This window comes from Corynebacterium tuberculostearicum, assembly GCF_013408445.1.
Lineage (GTDB): Bacteria > Actinomycetota > Actinomycetes > Mycobacteriales > Mycobacteriaceae > Corynebacterium > Corynebacterium tuberculostearicum.
The window spans coordinates 542,487-557,927 of the sequence record NZ_JACBZL010000001.1 but is presented as its reverse complement, the minus strand read 5'-3'; the positions used below and the strand labels follow the sequence as shown (position 1 = coordinate 557,927).

Annotated in this window: 14 protein-coding genes; 13 read left to right on the top strand and 1 reads right to left on the bottom strand. The window is 59.1% G+C overall.

The window, feature by feature from the left end; translation table 11 throughout:
• The first annotated feature begins 8 nt into the window (after positions 1-8).
• The 7 genes from BJ985_RS02640 (at position 9) to BJ985_RS02610 (ending at position 7,566) form a co-directional block, all read left to right on the top strand.
• A complete protein-coding gene (locus BJ985_RS02640; RefSeq protein ID WP_005324796.1) occupies positions 9-392 on the top strand; it encodes a hypothetical protein in 384 nt (127 codons plus the stop codon).
• Positions 393-572: 180 nt separating this feature from the next.
• Positions 573-1,238, top strand: a complete 666-nt coding sequence (locus BJ985_RS02635; protein WP_179387565.1) for an HAD family hydrolase — start codon at positions 573-575, stop codon at positions 1,236-1,238.
• A gap of 52 nt (positions 1,239-1,290) precedes the next feature.
• Complete coding sequence (locus tag BJ985_RS02630) at positions 1,291-1,554, top strand: phosphoribosyl-ATP diphosphatase (protein WP_179386513.1); 264 nt, start codon at positions 1,291-1,293, stop codon at positions 1,552-1,554.
• A gap of 29 nt (positions 1,555-1,583) precedes the next feature.
• Positions 1,584-2,429: an ATP phosphoribosyltransferase gene (gene hisG / locus BJ985_RS02625; RefSeq protein WP_179386512.1), complete on the top strand. Its 846-nt coding sequence runs from the start codon at positions 1,584-1,586 to the stop codon at positions 2,427-2,429.
• Positions 2,430-2,539: 110 nt separating this feature from the next.
• The gene (aspA, locus tag BJ985_RS02620; RefSeq protein WP_005329649.1) at positions 2,540-4,099 is read left to right on the top strand and encodes an aspartate ammonia-lyase; all 1,560 of its coding nucleotides are present in this window, start codon (positions 2,540-2,542) and stop codon (positions 4,097-4,099) included.
• 353 nt (positions 4,100-4,452) lie between these two features.
• On the top strand, positions 4,453-5,760 hold the full coding sequence (locus BJ985_RS02615) for an anaerobic C4-dicarboxylate transporter (RefSeq protein WP_179386511.1): 1,308 nt from the start codon (positions 4,453-4,455) through the stop codon (positions 5,758-5,760).
• Positions 5,761-5,898: 138 nt separating this feature from the next.
• Entirely contained in the window at positions 5,899-7,566 is a 1,668-nt protein-coding gene (locus BJ985_RS02610; RefSeq protein ID WP_179386510.1) for a formate--tetrahydrofolate ligase, read from the top strand.
• Positions 7,567-7,578: 12 nt separating this feature from the next.
• Here BJ985_RS02610 and BJ985_RS02605 read toward each other — a convergent pair whose 3' ends face one another.
• A complete protein-coding gene (locus tag BJ985_RS02605) occupies positions 7,579-8,409 on the bottom strand; it encodes a RecB family exonuclease (RefSeq protein WP_179386509.1) in 831 nt (276 codons plus the stop codon).
• 46 nt (positions 8,410-8,455) lie between these two features.
• Between BJ985_RS02605 and BJ985_RS02600 the strand changes: the two genes are divergently transcribed.
• From BJ985_RS02600 to pafA, 6 genes are all read left to right on the top strand, one after another.
• The gene (locus tag BJ985_RS02600; protein ID WP_179386508.1) at positions 8,456-9,709 is read left to right on the top strand and encodes a M18 family aminopeptidase; all 1,254 of its coding nucleotides are present in this window, start codon (positions 8,456-8,458) and stop codon (positions 9,707-9,709) included.
• Positions 9,710-9,737: 28 nt separating this feature from the next.
• A complete protein-coding gene (locus BJ985_RS02595) occupies positions 9,738-10,574 on the top strand; it encodes a tRNA (adenine-N1)-methyltransferase (protein ID WP_179386507.1) in 837 nt (278 codons plus the stop codon).
• A gap of 85 nt (positions 10,575-10,659) precedes the next feature.
• Complete coding sequence (arc, locus tag BJ985_RS02590; RefSeq protein ID WP_179386506.1) at positions 10,660-12,225, top strand: proteasome ATPase; 1,566 nt, start codon at positions 10,660-10,662, stop codon at positions 12,223-12,225.
• Positions 12,222-13,754 carry a depupylase/deamidase Dop gene (dop, locus tag BJ985_RS02585; protein WP_150851328.1) on the top strand — a complete coding sequence of 511 codons (1,533 nt, stop codon included), beginning with the start codon at positions 12,222-12,224 and terminating at the stop codon, positions 13,752-13,754. The genes arc and dop overlap by 4 nt, the downstream gene beginning before the upstream one ends.
• A 44-nt stretch (positions 13,755-13,798) precedes the next feature.
• A complete protein-coding gene (locus tag BJ985_RS02580; protein ID WP_005329640.1) occupies positions 13,799-13,990 on the top strand; it encodes a ubiquitin-like protein Pup in 192 nt (63 codons plus the stop codon).
• 38 nt (positions 13,991-14,028) lie between these two features.
• The gene (gene pafA / locus BJ985_RS02575) at positions 14,029-15,408 is read left to right on the top strand and encodes a Pup--protein ligase (RefSeq protein WP_179387564.1); all 1,380 of its coding nucleotides are present in this window, start codon (positions 14,029-14,031) and stop codon (positions 15,406-15,408) included.
• The last annotated feature ends 33 nt before the right edge of the window (positions 15,409-15,441 follow it).

Sequence of the window (15,441 nt, the reverse complement as noted above, 5' to 3'; positions counted from 1 at the left end):
TCTACAGCATGAGCATTCGCGCCGATTTCCAGCCCACCGTAGATGAGTTCATTAGTGACCTGAAGTCCTTCGCCACCGGCGATTACCTCAAGGAAGAGGAAAAGGAGTTCTGGGAGGCACCGTTTGACGCCAACGTCCTCCCAGAGCTGCGCGGCCACCTTGAGCAGATGCTCGATGGGCTGGATGCTCTTCCGGACGATCCAGACGGACCACAGTTGGTCACCGTCTTGTCCAAGACCGTTCGTAAGTTGGCAGATTTTAATCGCGCTCAGCACGATGCCGTTCTCGAGCCAGAGGAAAAGGAAGAGCTCTCTGAGCTTATCTATAACGCCAGCGCGGCCACCGGAGCAGACGACGAAGCCCTGTCGCAGATTCCGGAACTGGACTTCTAGGTCCTTTCCTTCCGCATTAGTGAGTGCTAGTTTGCGCCATCCGCGCAGCCTAGCGCTCACCGCCGTGTGCCTCCAACGTGGACGGTGCCACTTTTCCTGATAGAGAAAGCTAGCTTTATTCCCGTGTCGAACTCCACCGCCGCTTCCAGCCGGACTAAGCCCGCCGCCATCTTCTGGGATATGGATGGCACCCTCACCAATTCGGAGCCCCTCTGGGCGGAGGCAACGTTTTATCTTTCAGAACTGCTGGGCAAACGGCTCACTCCCACCCAGCGCCTGGCTACTGTGGGCGCGACCTTTGATACCACCTTGGGAATCTGCGCGGATAATGCGGGAGTGACGCTGCAACCCGGTGACAGCGAGCGTTACCGCACCCAGATGTTTGACTATGTCAAGGGTCTTTTTGCTCGCAAGTTGGAGATCTTTCCGGGAATTCCTGCCTTGCTCCAGGAGCTGAAAGCGGATGGGGTGCCCATGATGGTCACGACGAATACCGAACGTAATGTTGCCGATGCTGCTATCACTGCGTTGGGGCGGCAGTATTTCGTCGATACTATCTGCGGGGATGAGGTTCCTGCCGGCAAACCAGCACCGGATATGTACCGCGAAGCCGCCCGCCGCATCGGAGCAGATCCCGCAGAGTGCTTAGTTTTCGAAGATTCCGCAACCGGCATGCGCGCCGCAGTCGATGCCGGCTGTGCGGTGATCGGGCTGCCAGAAGATAACCAGGTTGAGATAGCGCCAGAGATCACCGAAATTTCTCGCCTCCGCGATTCGCGGCATCTCGCTGGGGCTAAGGCCACCGACGTATATGAGTGGTTCGCTAAGATTTCGGTGCGGCAATAGAAATTTAGAGTTCCCCTACATCCTCTAACTACCTGTGGAACCATAGGTAGACGTGAAGAACTTTGAGACTCTTTTTGCCGAATTAGCCGAGAAGGCCGACCAGCGTCCAGCTGGTTCTGACACCGTTGCCGCGCTAGATAAAGGCGAGCATTTCATCGGTAAAAAGATCATCGAAGAAGCCGGGGAAGTATGGATCGCCGCCGAATATCAGTCCGACGATGAGCTGGCGGAAGAGATGTCCCAGCTGCTTTATTGGACTCAGGTCATGATGCTTAAGCGCGGACTTACCCCTGAAGACCTTTATAAGTACCTCTAGGCAACACCCCACAGGATGGAAGGATCCGCATGATCAAGATTGCTGTACCGAATAAGGGCACGTTGTCAGAAGCTGCCGTGGAGATCCTTACAGAGGCCGGTTATAAGGGCCGCGGGCATTCCAAGGCGCTCAACGTAGTGGATTCCGATAACGGAGTTGAGTTCTTTTTCCTGCGACCAAAAGACATCGCCATCTATGTTGCCCGCGGCGTCTTAGACCTAGGCATTACGGGCCGGGACTTGGCGCTTGACTCTAAAGCGAACTTTGATGAAGTGCTGCCTTTAGGCTTTGGTGGGTCCACGTTCCGGTACGCAGCCCCGCAGGGGGAGGAGTGGGATATCTCTCAACTAGCTGGGCGGCGGATCGCGACGTCGTACCCCAATCTTGTCCGCGCAAGCCTCGCCGCACATGGGATTGAGGCCGATGTTATTCGATTGGACGGCGCCGTAGAGATCTCCATCCGGCTAGGGGTTGCCGATGTTATTGCTGATGTCGTGTCAACTGGTACTACTTTGCGCCAGCAAGGGTTAGCACCATTCGGGGAGCCGATCATTGAATCCGAGGCGGTAGTCATTAAGCGCACGGGGGTAGAGGTCACTGAGGAAGAGCAGGTAGTGCTCGACCGCATTCAGGGAATTCTGCACGCTCGCACCTATCTGATGATCGACTACAACATCGCTCAATCCAACCTCGATGCAGCCGCTGGTATTACTCCAGGATTGACCGGTCCTACGGTGTCGCCTTTGGCCCGTGAGGACTGGGTGGCAGTGCGAGCGATGGTTCCGAAGAAGCAAGCTAACCAAGTCATGGACCGACTTTCCCAACTTGGAGCGGAAGCAATTTTGGCTTCCGATTTGCGCATCGCCCGCTTTTAGGGGGAGCAATTTCTCTGGGTCGGCCCAAATAGATTCAGTCGTGGCTAACATTAGCGCTTGAGGTTACTCATTCGAATATAAGTCTCGACAGGCAAAGGAGCCGAGCCATCATGGCAAAGTCCTCTAAGAAAGAAGAAAAGGACACCAAGTCTGCAGCAAAGGACGTGAAGAAGAAGGAAGCTGACACTTCCACTCACGCCGCACAGCAGAAGGTGGCCGAACAAAAGGCACCTAAGAACTCCAGCAAGAAGACTCGCACCGAGACCGACCTTCTTGGCTCTTTGGAAGTTCCCGCTGACGCTTACTACGGTGTGCACACCGTACGCGCCATGGAGAACTTCCAGATCTCTTACGTGACCATCAACACCATCCCGCACTTCATTCGCGGAATGGTCCAGGTCAAGAAGGCGGCCGCCATGGCAAACCGCCGCCTGCACGTACTGCCCAAGAAGAAGGCTGAAGCCATCATCTGGGCCTGCGACCAGATCCTGGAAGAGGGCCGCTGCATGGATCAGTTCCCGCTGGACGTTTTCCAGGGTGGCGCTGGTACCTCGCTGAACATGAACACCAACGAGGTTGTTGCCAACCTCGCGCTGGAGTACCTCGGTGAGGAGAAGGGCTCCTATGACATCATCAACCCGAATGATGATGTGAACATGTCCCAGTCCACCAACGATGCTTACCCGACCGGCTTCCGCTTGGGCCTGCACGCAGCAGTTGATCACCTCATTGAGCGCATGGATGGCCTTCGTGCCGCATTCCAGGTCAAGGGCAATGAGTTCCAGGACATCCTGAAGATGGGTCGTACTCAGCTCCAGGATGCAGTTCCGATGACCTTGGGTGATGAGTTCAAGGGCTTTGCCAATAACCTGAACGAGGAGCAGGCATTGCTGCGCGATGCACAGCGCCGCCTGCTCGAGATCAACTTGGGCGCAACCGCAATCGGCACCGGCGTGAACACCCCGGCCGGCTACCGCCACCAGGTCACCGCAGCTCTGTCTGAGGTCACCGGCCTGGAGATGAAGACCGCCCGCGATCTCATTGAGGCAACCTCTGACTGTGGCGCTTACGTGCTGCTGCACGCCACCATCAAGCGCGCGGCGATGAAGCTCGCCAAGATCTGTAATGACCTGCGCCTGCTGTCTTCCGGCCCACGCGCTGGCCTGGCTGAAATCAACCTGCCTGCCCGTCAGGCCGGCTCCTCCATCATGCCGGGTAAGGTCAACCCGGTTATCCCGGAGGTTGTGAACCAGACCTGCTTCAAGATCTTCGGCAATGACCACGTCGTCACCATGGCCGCTGAGGCTGGCCAGCTGCAGCTCAACGTCATGGAGCCGGTCATCGGCGAGGCACTGTTCCAGTCCATTCGCATCATGGGCAACGCCGTCGATGCCCTGCAGGAAAAGTGCGTCACCGGAATCACCGCCAACCCGGATGTCTGCCGTGCCTACGTGGAAAACTCCATCGGTATCGTCACCTACCTCAACCCGTTCATCGGCCACCACAACGGTGACCTGATTGCCAAGGAGTCCCTGGAGACCGGCAAGGGCGTCAAGGAACTCGTCCTGGAGAAGGGCCTGCTGGATGAAGCAACCTTGAACAAGGTTCTGTCCGTTGAAAACCTCATGCACCCAGAGTTCCGCGGTCAGCTCTTCATCGACGAGGACTAAAGTCGCGGCTTTTGAGAAGCAGTAGGGCATAGCGCCCCGCATCTTAGGCCCCCGCGGTCTTTGCCACTTTCACTTCATGAGAAGGAAAACTGGCGAAGGCTGTGGGGGTCTTTTGACTGCATGGAATTGGCGGTAGCTAGTTTCCTTTTACGTCCCTGTGCTGGGCGAATGCGGAGAAGGATACCGACCATCTTATAGCGAGACGCATAATACATGTGGGAATCAACACAAACGGACAATTCGAGTGAATAAATCGACGTGACAGGTGCAAAATAGAAGATGTTGAGGACGGCATGCACTCTGTGTGGAGATGCGTGCCCTTAGTTTGCATACAGAGCGTATGGAGTATGTCCATGGTTATTGTTCATATAGTCATCGTTCTCGCCGCCATTTTCTTGGGCGCGAGGATTGGTTCAATTGGTATCGGCATGGCCGGCGGCCTCGGTGTGTTGGCCCTTGGTCTCACCGGTGTCCCCATTACTAGGGAAGACATCCCGTTCGACGTCATCGGTATCATCATGACCGTTATTGCCGCCATTGCCGCAATGCAGCGGGCTGGTGGCATGGACTACCTGGTGCACATCGCAGAAAAGTTTCTGCGCAAGAACCCGAAGCGGATTACGTTCTACGCGCCCATCGTTACGTGGTTGATGACGGTGCTGGCCGGTACCGGCCACACTGCGTTTTCCACGCTGCCGGTCATTGTTGAGGTAGCTAAAGAAGGCAAGGTTCGCCCCTCACGCCCGCTTTCCATTGCGGTAGTTGCCTCCCAGATGGCAATTTGTGCCTCGCCTATTTCTGCCGCAGTGGTTCTCCTAGCCAGCCTGTTGGAGCCGGCCGGAGCGGGCTATTTGCAGGTACTGGCGGTCGTCATTCCGGCAACGTTCCTTTCTATTTTCCCAGCTGCGTGGATTGCTAATAAGTTTGGCAAGGAGCTGGAAGATGACCCGGTGTACCAGGAGCGCAAGGCGCAAGGCCTGGTTAAGGAGCCACTTGGCGCTGAAAACTTCCAGCCGCAGAAGGGCGCCAAGGCCTCTGTTCTGGTTTTCCTGGTAGCCATCGTCATCGTGATGGCATGGGCCACGCTGACCTCGGAGCAGGTCGGGCTCATCGCCGAACCAACCCTGCCACGTAATGAGGCCATTATGACGGTTATGCTCACCGCGGCCACCATCATCGTCATGATGACGAAGATCCCGGCGGGGGATGTTCTCAATACCCCGGTATTTAAGTCCGGTATGTCCGCATGTATTTGTGTGCTCGGCGTTGCTTGGTTGGGTACTAGCCTTATTAACCACTACATGGACGATATTCAGTCCATGGCTGGCAGCGTTATTGAGTCCTCGCCGTGGCTGCTCGCGGTGGTCTTGTTCTTCGCCGCAGCGCTGCTGTACTCGCAGGCCGCTACGACCAAGGCCCTGATGCCAGCAGCCCTGGCTCTGGGCGTAAGCCCCCTTACCGCAGTCGCTGCTTTCCCAGCCGTCTCGGCACTATTTATCCTGCCGACCTACCCAACGCTGCTGGCAGCGGTGGAGATGGACGATACCGGCTCGACTCGAATCGGCAAGGCTGTATTCAACCACCCATTCCTTATCCCAGGCACGGTCAGCATCGTGGTTTCTGTCCTCTTGGGCTACGCATTCGGCCTGGTCATCCTTTAAAAGAAAGCCACCGAGTCCACCCACAAGGCGCCCTGTAGGGCGCCTTCTTGGATCGCAGCAAGGACGGGCAAATTGATTCACTTCACTTTCTTGGAAAAATGCGGGTTATTTAACTTGCGAGCTCGGTAGGCTAAGAACATGACTACTCAGCCATCCGATGTTGAAATTGCCCAAGCCCACCACGTCCAGCCAATCGCGGAGATTGCGGCCAAGGCGGGCATTCCTGCCGACGCCGTGATTCCCTACGGCACCACCAAAGCCAAGGTAGATATCACCAAGGTGGACTATTCCAAGGAAAACCAGGGCAAGCTGGTGCTTGTCACCGGCGTATCGCCCACACCTGCCGGCGAGGGCAAGTCCACCGTACTCATCGGCCTTACCGACGCCCTAGATCAGTTGGGCAAGAAGGCCATCGTTGCCCTGCGCGAGCCCTCCCAAGGACCAGTGATGGGTATTAAGGGCGGCGCGGCTGGCGGCGGCTATGCACAGATTGTCCCCATGGAGGACATCAATCTTCACTTCACCGGCGATTTTCATGCCATTACCTCTGCAACCAACACCCTGGCCGCCATCATTGATAACCACATCCACCAAGGCAACGCCCTGGGCATCGACCCGCGGCGCGTGACATGGCAGCGGTGCATGGACGTCAACGACCGTGCCCTGCGCAACGTGGTGACCGGTCTGGGCGGGCCAGCTCACGGTGTGCCTGCAGAAACCGGTTTCACCATTACCGCGGCCTCCGAAATCATGGCCATCTTGTGCTTGGCCACGAACCTCGAGGACCTAAAGAAGCGCCTCGGCGATATCACCATCGGCTTCACTTATGATCAGCGCCCTGTTACTGCGCGTGATTTGAATGCGGAAGGTGCGCTCACAGCGCTCATGCGTGATGCCCTCAACCCCAACCTTGTACAGACCCTTGGCGGCGTGCCGGCCTTGGTGCACGGTGGGCCATTCGCCAATATTGCGCACGGCTGCAACTCCCTGCTGGCAACCCACACCGCACTGCAATTCGGCGATATCGTCTTAAGCGAGGCTGGGTTCGGTTCCGACCTAGGCGGAGAAAAGTTCGTCGACATCAAGGCGCGCTTTGGCGACCTAGATGTTGCTGGCGCCGTGGTCGTTGCCACCATCCGCTCGCAGAAATACAACGGCGGTGTGGCCAAGGATAAGCTCACCGAGGAAAACCTGGATGCCCTCAAGGCGGGCATAGTCAACCTAGAGCGACACGTAGAAAACCTGCGCAAGTTCGGGATCAAGCCAGTTGTAGCGCTCAACCTCTTCTGGTCCGATACCGAAGCAGAACGCGAGTTCATGCGGCAGTGGGCCGAAGACTTCGGAGTGGCCTTGGAGGAAGCCAATGTATGGTCCGAGGGCGGCGCGGGCGCTACCACGCTGGCAGAGACTTTGCTGGAGAACCTGCAGGGCGGCGCCAAGCAGCTCTACGATCCGCAGGCGGGAATCGAGGCTTCCATCGAGACCATCGCGCGCGAGATCTATCGCGCAGACCGTGTGGAATACGGGGCAAAGGCGCTCAAGGATCTTAAGTACATCCAGGACAATGGCTGGGACAAGCTGCCCGTGGTCATCTCCAAGACGCAGTACTCCTTCAGCGACGATGCCTCCGCCCTGGGGGCGCCGGAAGGCCATACGCTGCACGTGCGCGAATTGCTGCCGCGTACCGGTTCGGGATTTATCGTCGTGCTCACAGGCAACGTCATGACGATGCCGGGGCTGCCGAAGAAGCCGGCGGCCAATAATATCGACGTCGATAAGCAGGGCACTATTTCGGGCCTCTTCTAGGCTGGTGCGGCGCTAGTCCTTTGTATCCGCCGCGGAACCCGGCCAGCCCGGGTACTGCGGCGGAGTGCCGCCAAACTCCGGGCAGAGATCCTGGTGGGCGCACCAGCCGCAGAGCTTGGATGGCTTCGGACGGAAGTCCCCGGCGCGCCCATCGGCCTCAATTTTGGCCCACAGCTCGCCGAGATCGCGCTCGAAGTATTCGAGCTCCTCTCGGTTAGGCATAAGAAACATCGAGTCCAACACCTTGAGGTACATCAGGCGCAACTGGTGGGGAATGGTGCCTAGAATGCGCCAGTAGACCAGCGCATAAAAGCGCATCTGGAACTGTGCATCCTGGGAATAGCGGGGAAGTGGCTTCTTGCCGGTCTTATAATCCACGACTCGGACCTCGCCGGTTGGGGCGCGGTCCACGCGGTCGATGAAGCCACGGACGGGGACGCCATTGGGCAGGACCGTGTTGACGTACATCTCGGTTTCTTGGCAATCAAAGCCTTGTGGGTTTTCCATCTGGAAATATCCTTTGAGCAGTTCCCTGGCAGCGACGAAGAAGTCGTAGGTGTCTTCTTCTGGCACGAGCTCTACAAGTTCCTCGTCTTTGGCGGTCATCTCTGCCCAGGAGGGCTTAATCATCTTCACCGCGGCAGGATAGGTGCGCTCGTCGCGGGGTAGCTTGTGCATTTCTTCCAGGACTGCGTGCACGAGGGTTCCTTTGACCTGCGCGATGGTCTTGGGCTCGGGCAACTTGTCAATGGCGCGGAAGCGATAGAGCAGCGGGCACTGCTTATAGTCGGAGGCGCGCGAGGGCGACAAGGCGAGTGGGCGGGGTGTAGATGAAGTAGCCATGGTGTATCTAGCCTATCGCCGCGCGATTCGTGGCAAGCTAGAAGGTATGAGTTATACCGCAGGTTTCCTAGATTTCATTGCTGCTTCTCCTTCTTCGTACCACGCTTCCGATGAGGTATCCCGCCAGCTGCGCGAGGCGGGATTTGAGGTACAGGATGAGGGAACGCAGTGGTCCGCTGCGCCTGGCGGCCACGTCATGGTGCGCGGCGGCGCGGTAGCGGCGTGGTACGTGCCAGAGGGCGCGGATAAGAATTCTGGTTTCCGCATCGTGGGGTCGCATACGGACTCGCCGGGCTTGGTTCTTAAGCCCACGCCGGACTTTTCCGCAGCCGGCTGGCAGCAGGTGGCAGTGGAGATCTATGGCGGTGCGCTGCTGCATACCTGGTTTGACCGGGAGCTGACCGTGGCCGGGCAGATTGTCACCAGGGACGGCACGCGGCACCTAGTCAATACTGGCCCGGTACTGCGCCTTCCGTCCCTGGCAATTCACCTCTACCGCAAGGACGAGTTCAAGCCGGATCGCCAGCACAACATGCAGCCGGTTTTGAGTGTGGGTGACCCGGAGGCGTCCATATTGCAGGTAGTGGGGGAGAAGGTGGGCGTCGCCAAGCAGGATATTGCTTCCTTCAACCTGATTACGGCCGATGCCGCTCGCGGCGAAGTCTTTGGAGCGGGCGAGCAGTTCATCGCGGCAGGACGCATGGATAACCTTTCTTCCGTACATGCCTCGTTGGCAGCGATGAAGAAGGCCGCCGAGGAATATCAGGGCAAGGACATCTTGGTCATGATGGCCTTTGACCACGAAGAGGTAGGCTCCAGCTCGCGGTACGGCGCGGGCGGTCCCATCCTGGCGGATGTGCTGACCCGCACGGCGCGGGCGCTGGGGGCCAATGAGGAGGAACGCTTCCAGATGTTCTCCCGCTCGAGCTGTGTCTCGGCCGATGCCGCGCATTCGGTGCACCCAAACTACGTGGGCAAGCACGATCCCACGCACCACCCGATCATCGGCAAGGGCCCGGTGACCAAGATCAACGGCAACCAGCGTTATGCCTCCGATGCCACCACGGTGGCGTTATGGGAAGCAGCATGCGAGAAGGCAGGCGTGCCGGCGCAGCGGTTTGTGGGCAATAATGATGTGCCCTGTGGCTCGACCATTGGTCCCATTACGGCGACGCGTTTGGGCATCGATACTGTGGATGTGGGCGTGCCCATGCTGTCCATGCACTCGGCGCGTGAAATGGTGGGCGAGCGGGACCAAGTATGGCTCGCGCAGGCACTTGAGGCATACTTGGTGGGATAGTAACCGCAACCTCGAGGAGTCTTGAGACATGGCTTATTCCGGCCCCTTTGCTTATGGCGACCGCGTGCAGCTTACCGACGCCAAGCGGCGCCACTACACGGTCATTTTGGAAGAAGGAGGCCAGTTCCACTCCCACAAGGGCATCATTAACCATGATGACATCGTGGGTATGGACGAGGGCTCGGTTATTGAGTCCACGCTTGGCTCCTCCTTCCTCCTCTTCCGTCACCTGATGGTGGATCACGTGCTGTCCATGCCGCGCGGTGCCGCGGTGATCTATCCCAAGGATGCGGCGCAGATTTTGGTAGAGGGCGATATCTTCATGGGTGCGCGCGTGCTCGAGGCCGGCGCTGGCTCCGGTGCGCTGTCTATGTCCCTGCTGCGCGCCGTGGGCCCAGAGGGGCATGTGTATTCCTATGAGGTGCGCGATGATCACCTGGAGTATGCGGTAGATAACGTCAAGGAATACTTTGGCGAGCAGCCCGAGTGGTGGTCGCCGCGCCTCGGCGATTTGGGCGATGTCACCGCTCAGGACTTGGGTGGGCCGGTAGACCGCGTGGTCCTCGATATGCTCGAGCCCTGGGAGCACCTGGAGACCGTGCGCGATCTTCTGATCCCTGGCGGAGTGTTCATGACCTACGTGGCAACGGTGCCGCAGTTGATGAAGGTCATGGAAGGAATTCGCGAGCTCAAGTGCTTTACCGAGCCTAAGGCCTGGGAATCTCTGGTGCGCGAATGGAAGGTGGAAGGCCTGGCTACCCGCCCGGAGCACCGTATGAATGCGCATACCGCCTTCCTTATCTGGACCCGCCGCCTGGCCGATGGCGTGACCCCTCCGCGCCCGCAGCGCCGAGCCCGCAAGTAGAGCTGGAAATAGGTTCACCTCAGCGCCCAGAATTTAAAGCGCAACTGCCCTCTTTCGCCGGCTGGGCCGCGTTAGAGTAGTGGGCATGGATGAAGCCACGGACTATAAGCGGCAGATCAGCCAGCTTGCTGCCCGCAATCAGAAGTTGGCGGGCTTATTAAAGGAATCGCGTGGGAAGCTCGAGCAGCTTTTTACGGAGCTTAACGCGCTGGCTGAGCCGGCATCGACCTACGGCGTTTTCTTAGGCTATTCTTCTTCCCACAGCGAGGTGGGAACCACCGCGGAGGTCTACACCAACGGCCGCGTGATGCAGCTTAAGGTTTCGCCCAATGTGGAACCAGGCAGCCTAGTGGCAGGCCAGCAGGTTCGCTTGGGCGATGGCTTCGTAGTGGTGGAAGGGTGCGCACCCGAGCGCACAGGCGAGCTCGCTACCGTGGTAGAGCGCTTAGGAGAACAACGCCTCATCGTGGCAAATTCCTCCGGCGAGGAAAAAGTGGTGCTGCTATCGCAGGCACTGCGCGAAGAAACCCGCGTGGCAGCAGGCGAGATAGTGCTCGTTGATCCCAAGGCTGCCATCGCGCTGGAAAAGGTGGAAAAGACGGAAGTCTCCCAGCTCTCCCTTGAGGAGGTCCCCGATGTGGGCTACGAGGATATTGGCGGACTAGACGAGCAGATTTCCCAGATCCGCGATTCCGTGGAACTGCCGTTTATCCATCCGGACCTCTATCACCACTACGAGCTGCAGCCGCCTAAGGGCGTCCTCCTCTATGGCCCGCCTGGGTGCGGAAAGACGCTCATCGCCAAGGCCGTGGCCCATTCCTTGGCGCAGCAACTGGGCGGCGACGCCCCGAGCTACTTCCTCAATATCAAGGGCCCAGAGTTGCTCAATAAGTATGTAGGTGAGACGGAACGCCGCATCCGCCTCATCTTTGAGCGCGCCCGCGAACTAGCCCGGCTGAGTTCTGACCGGCCGGTGGTCATCTTCTTTGATGAGATGGAATCCATCTTCCGCACCCGTGGCTCAGGCGTGTCTTCGGATATGGAAACCACGGTGGTGCCGCAGCTGCTCACGGAGCTCGACGGAGTAGAAAGCCTATCCAATGTGATCGTCATTGGCGCTACCAACCGCGAGGAGCTCATCGATCCCGCCATCATGCGCCCCGGCCGGCTGGATATTAAGATCCGGGTCAACCGGCCGAATAAAGAGGGCGCCCGCGAGATCTTTGCACGCCACTTTGCAGAATCCGTGCCGCACCAGGGCGCGCTAGAGGAGCTTATCGGCGCCGCGGTGGACGAGCTTTATGCCGATCGCCCCTTTGTGCAGCTGCACTTTTCCAGCGGCGAGCGTGAAATTTTGCACTACCGGGACTTTGTCTCCGGCGCGATGATTGCCAATATCCTCTCCCGCGCCAAGAAGCTGGCTATCAAGGACGAACTGCAGCAGCGCGCGGGCAGTGAGCAGGGGATAGGCGGGGGCCACGGGGGCATCGCCAAGCAGCATTTGCTCCAGGCCATCGCGGCCGAGCGCGCCGAATCCGAGTACGTGCCCACCTCTACCAACCCCGAGGAATGGACCAAGATCATCTCCCAAGACCATGCAGGTGCCCGCGTTGAGCGGGTGGAGCTACTGACCGCTAGGAGGAGCGCATGAGCCGCGTTGTAGGTACCGAGACCGAGTACGGAATCGCCACCCCGGAGCTGCCGGAGTATTCGCCCATCATTTCGTCCACGCACGCGGTGGTAGCGTATGCCGCGCTGCACACTGGGGCGCGCTCGCGCTGGGACTTTGCCGAGGAACACCCGCTGCGCGATTCCCGCGGTTTCGATCTCAAGCGCTACCAGACAGTTCCCGTGGTCGATCCCAACGCCATCGGGGTGGCCAATGTAGTCACGGCCAATGGCGCGCGCTTCTATGTCGACCACGCGCACCCAGAATATTCCGCGCCGGAATGCACTAATGCGTGGGACGCCACGCTTTACGACGCCGCAGGTGACGCCACGCTCCTGCAAGCCGCCGCGTCCGTAGCGGGGCTTACTGAGCAAGGAAAGTCCGTCCTCGCCAATCATGACCCGTGCCCTGCCTTGCGTTTCTATAAAAACAACGTGGACGGCAAGGGAGCGTCTTATGGCTCGCACGAGAACTATCAGTACTCCCGTGCCACGGACTTTGACACTATGGCGCAGGCCCTTATCCCGTTTTTCGTGGCCCGCCAGGTAGTCATCGGCGCCGGGCGCATGGGGATCGGCGAGTTTGGCGAGGAGCCGGGCTTCCAGATCTCCCAGCGCGCTGACTATATTGAGCAGGAAATCTCGCTGGAGACCACCCTTAATCGCGGCATCATCAATACGCGCGATGAGCCGCATGCGGTGCACGCGGACTTTGGGCGCCTCCACGTCATCATTGGGGATGCGAATATGTCGCAGACTTCCACGCTGCTTAAACTGGGCATGACCTCGCTGGTGCTCGATGCGATTGAGCAGGGTGTGGACTTTAGCGATCTCCGCTTGCAGGATGCCGTGGCGGAAGTTCCGCGCGTCAGCCGCGATCTCTCCCTTCAGCATCGCCTCGAGCTTGCCGACGCCCGCCAGCTCACCGCCCTAGAAATCCTCGCCGAATACCGAGACCGCGTCATCCCACGCACCGACGCGGAGCGCAAGGTGCTCGCGGCCTGGGACGAGACAGTCGCGCTTCTTGCGGAAGATCCGATGCAGGCGGCGCACCTTCTGGATTGGGTGGCGAAGTATCGCCTGATCAAGGGCTACCTCGACCGCGGTATCGATCCGGCAGACCCAAAGCTGCGGCTCATTGACCTGCAGTATGCGGAGATTGATCCTGCCAAATCGCTCCATCACGCGCTGGTGCGTAAAGGCCAGATGCGGCAGCTCTTTAGCGCTGCAGAAATTGAAGACGCCGCCAGCACCCCTCCGGAGGATACCCGCGCGTATTTCCGCGGCCGAGTGACGCAGAAATTCGGCGAGGACATCATCGCCGCGAGCTGGCAAAGCCTCACGGTGCGGGTAGGCGAGACAACCGCGGCACCCTGGGCCACGGTTCCGATGGATGAGACCACCGGCCTGACCCGCGCCCAGTGCGAGGAGATCATCGACACCGCACGTACGGTGGAGGATCTCCTCCAGGGACTCACTGACAGCGGTATCCAGCCCGAGTACCGTAATTGATAACCAAGCAATTAGGCAGAAGCCAAAGAAAGGACTTCCTCCCTATGTCTACTCACCAGTCCCAGGTCACTGGCGGCAATGGCGGCGATGACTCCACCGGAGATGAGGAATTTACCTCTACGCAGCTGAGCATCAACACCACCGGCACCGATGAATTGCTCGATGAGATCGATGGGCTGCTAGAAAACAACGCCGAGGAATTCGTGCGCTCTTATGTCCAAAAGGGCGGGCAGTAAGGGTGAGTGACCAGCGTCCCGTCTTCGCCCGTCGCATCATGGGCATCGAGACGGAATATGGCTTAACCACCAGCGCGGGCCCAGGAGAACGCGCCCTGAGCCCCGATGAAGTGGCGCGCGTGCTTTTCCGGCCCATCGTCCAGGAACATTCTTCCTCTAATATCTTTTCCACCAACGCGAGCCGCCTGTACCTCGACGTCGGATCCCACCCCGAGGTAGCCACCGCCGAATGCGATAGCTTGAGCCAGCTTCTAGCCTATGAATGCGCCGGCGATGCAATAGTCAACCGGCTGGGCGAACAAGCAGAGCAGTCCTTTGCCGCAGAGGGTCACCCGCGCACGGTGTACCTCTTGAAGAACAACGTGGATTCAGCCGGAAATTCCTTTGGCTGCCACGAAAACTACCTCATCAGCCGCCACATGGTGCTCAAGGATTTGGGGCTGGCGCTCCTTCCGTTCCTTATTACCCGCCAGCTCATTTGCGGCGCCGGCATGGTGCAGCCCGCAAAGGGCGATAAACCCGCCCAATTCCTGCTCTCGCAGCGCGCGGACCAGGTGTGGGAGGGCGTATCTTCGGCCACCACCCGCTCGCGTCCGATCATCAATACCCGTGATGAGCCGCACGGCGATTCCAAACGCTTCCGCCGCATGCACGTCATAGTGGGTGACTCCACTATGGCCGAGCCCACCATGGCGCTAAAGGTTGGCTCCACGCTCCTCATCTTGGAAATGCTGGAGGCCGGATTTGAGTTGCCGGAGTTCGACATCGAAAAACCCATTCACCATATCCGCGCCATCGCGCGCGATATGACGGGTTTGACCGAACTACCACTCGCGGGAGGGGGATCCGTCACCGCCCTCGAGGTCCAGCAGCAACTATGCCAGCGCGCAACCCAATGGTTGGAAGAACGCGAAGACGCCGGTACTCCCACGGCAGAAATGCGGCGCGTGGTGGATCTCTGGCAGCGCACGCTGCACGCCATCGAGACTCAAGACTTCTCCGGCGTGGACCGAGAAATCGACTGGGTCATTAAATTGGGACTGCTCGAGCGCTACCGTGCACGGCTGGGCGGTCACTGGGACCACCCCAAGCTCGCCCAGATCGATATGACCTACCACGATATCCGGCCGAGCCGCGGGCTCTACCATGTCTTGCTGCGCAAGGGCCTTATCGAACGCTGGATCACGGACTCCGAAATCGAACGAGCCATGGACACAGCGCCTGCCACCACCCGTGCTGCGCTGCGCGGCCAGTTCCTCGCCGCTGCGCGTAGCCTCGGGACCAACGTCACCGTTGACTGGACGCGCCTCAAGGTCAACCGCCCGGAGCCGCGTACCGAAGAGCTCCTAGACCCCTTCGTGGCCGACGATGATCGGGTCGAGGCGTTGCTAGACTATATGCGTCTACACCACAGCTAGAAGCACACGAGCCGTACCAGGGAGACAACACAA

Coding starts and splice junctions, on each gene's coding strand:
- BJ985_RS02640 (WP_005324796.1), top strand. CDS start 9: ATGAGCATTCGCGCCGATTTCCAGCCCACCGTAGATGAGTTCATTAGT.
- BJ985_RS02635 (WP_179387565.1), top strand. CDS start 573: ATGGATGGCACCCTCACCAATTCGGAGCCCCTCTGGGCGGAGGCAACG.
- hisG (WP_179386512.1), top strand. CDS start 1,584: ATGATCAAGATTGCTGTACCGAATAAGGGCACGTTGTCAGAAGCTGCC.
- aspA (WP_005329649.1), top strand. CDS start 2,540: ATGGCAAAGTCCTCTAAGAAAGAAGAAAAGGACACCAAGTCTGCAGCA.
- BJ985_RS02615 (WP_179386511.1), top strand. CDS start 4,453: ATGGTTATTGTTCATATAGTCATCGTTCTCGCCGCCATTTTCTTGGGC.
- BJ985_RS02610 (WP_179386510.1), top strand. CDS start 5,899: ATGACTACTCAGCCATCCGATGTTGAAATTGCCCAAGCCCACCACGTC.
- BJ985_RS02605 (WP_179386509.1), bottom strand. CDS start 8,409: ATGGCTACTTCATCTACACCCCGCCCACTCGCCTTGTCGCCCTCGCGC.
- BJ985_RS02600 (WP_179386508.1), top strand. CDS start 8,456: ATGAGTTATACCGCAGGTTTCCTAGATTTCATTGCTGCTTCTCCTTCT.
- BJ985_RS02595 (WP_179386507.1), top strand. CDS start 9,738: ATGGCTTATTCCGGCCCCTTTGCTTATGGCGACCGCGTGCAGCTTACC.
- arc (WP_179386506.1), top strand. CDS start 10,660: ATGGATGAAGCCACGGACTATAAGCGGCAGATCAGCCAGCTTGCTGCC.
- dop (WP_150851328.1), top strand. CDS start 12,222: ATGAGCCGCGTTGTAGGTACCGAGACCGAGTACGGAATCGCCACCCCG.
- BJ985_RS02580 (WP_005329640.1), top strand. CDS start 13,799: ATGTCTACTCACCAGTCCCAGGTCACTGGCGGCAATGGCGGCGATGAC.
- pafA (WP_179387564.1), top strand. CDS start 14,029: ATGGGCATCGAGACGGAATATGGCTTAACCACCAGCGCGGGCCCAGGA.